We start from the raw sequence: 1,534 nt of genomic DNA, 5'->3' as shown, positions 1-1,534 counted from the left end.
AGTATAAGGTCGAAACATCAATAGATAACACCAACTGGACCCAAGTCGTTGACAAGACGGCGAATACGAGCACGGATCAGGTTCAGAACGATTACTTTACAGCGAACGCCCGGTATGTCCGAATTACGGTTACCGGACTGCCAAGCGGCGTAAGCGCCGGTATAAGCGATTTCAAGGTATTCGGAGACCCGACCGATCTGGCGCTCGGTAAGACCGCAACGGCGGATAGCTCGGCTGCAGGAAATCCGGCTTCGAGCGGAAACGACGGGGACACGGCGACGGCCTGGAGTGCAGCTGATGCGTTAACCGGCCATACGTGGACGGTAGACCTTGGCAGAAGCTTGACGATCAATAACGGTACCCAGGTGATGTGGGCACAGGACGGTCAAGCCTATAAGTATACCATTGATGTGTCCAATGATAATGTCAACTGGACTACAAGAATCAACAAGACCGGCAATAGCAACAACAGCCAGGTTCAGACCGATTACTTTGTTGCAAATGCCCGATATGTCCGTGTTACCGTGACCGGACTGCCAAGCGGCGTAACGGCAAGCATCAAAGAGTTCAAGGTATTCGGTGAGACAGGCGATACCGTGACTATGGCGCAGCTGCCGTTTGACGAGACCAGCGGAACGACGGCATTTGATGCGACGAGCAACGGCTGGAACGGCACATTGGTTGGCGGCGCGAGTCGTGTGGCCGGCAAAAGCGGCAATGCCGTAGACCTGAGCGGAGCGAGCCAATATGTCACACTTCCTACGGGCGTCGTTTCTGGCAATGACAAGATCACTGTAGCAGCTTGGGTGAATCTGGATACGGTGAGCAACTGGTCGCGGATCTTCGACTTCGGTTCCGGAGCGTCTACCAATATGTTCCTGACGCCGAAAAACGGAGCCAACGGCAAAATCCGCTTTGCGATCAAGAACAACGGCTCAGCTGAACAAATCATTGACGGGCAGGCGGCGCTGCCGACCGGAGGCTGGCATCATGTAGCCGTCACCTTGAACGGCTCGACAGGCACCCTCTACGTTGACGGTGTTCAAGCAGGCACCAATACAGGCATGACCCTGAAACCGTCCAATATGGGAGCCACCACGCAAAACTGGATCGGGCGCTCCCAATACGCAGATCCGTATCTCGATGGACGGGTGGACGACTTCCGTATCTATAATAGCGCTATGTCCGCATCGCAAATCATGCATCTCGCGAATGGGCAAACGGTGCTGCCGGTGACAGAGCTTCCGCTTAACGAAGCGAGCGGAACGACGGCCTCCGATGTGACCGGCAACGGCTGGAACGGCACCCTGACAGGCGGCGCAAGCTGGACGACTGGCATTAAGGGCAACGCGGTGGACCTGAGCGGAACAAGCCAATATGTTGCATTGCCAGCAGGCGTTGTTTCCAGCGCTAACGCAATTACTGTAGCAGCCTGGGTGAATTTGGACACCGTGAGCAACTGGAGCCGCATCTTCGACTTCGGTTTCGGAACGAACAACTACTTCTATCTGACGCCGCAAAACGGGACAACCGG

General features: G+C 55.4%; 1 protein-coding gene. It reads left to right on the top strand.

Annotated features, from left to right (window positions below):
- Positions 1-1,534, top strand: a 1,534-nt coding sequence (locus DFP97_RS30315; protein ID WP_181873752.1) for a LamG-like jellyroll fold domain-containing protein, incomplete at both ends; no start/stop codon positions are given.

This window comes from Paenibacillus prosopidis, from assembly GCF_003337375.1.
Taxonomy (GTDB): domain Bacteria; phylum Bacillota; class Bacilli; order Paenibacillales; family Paenibacillaceae; genus Pristimantibacillus; species Pristimantibacillus prosopidis.
The sequence above is the reverse complement of the archived record's forward strand: the minus strand, read 5'-3'. Positions and strand labels throughout refer to the sequence as shown.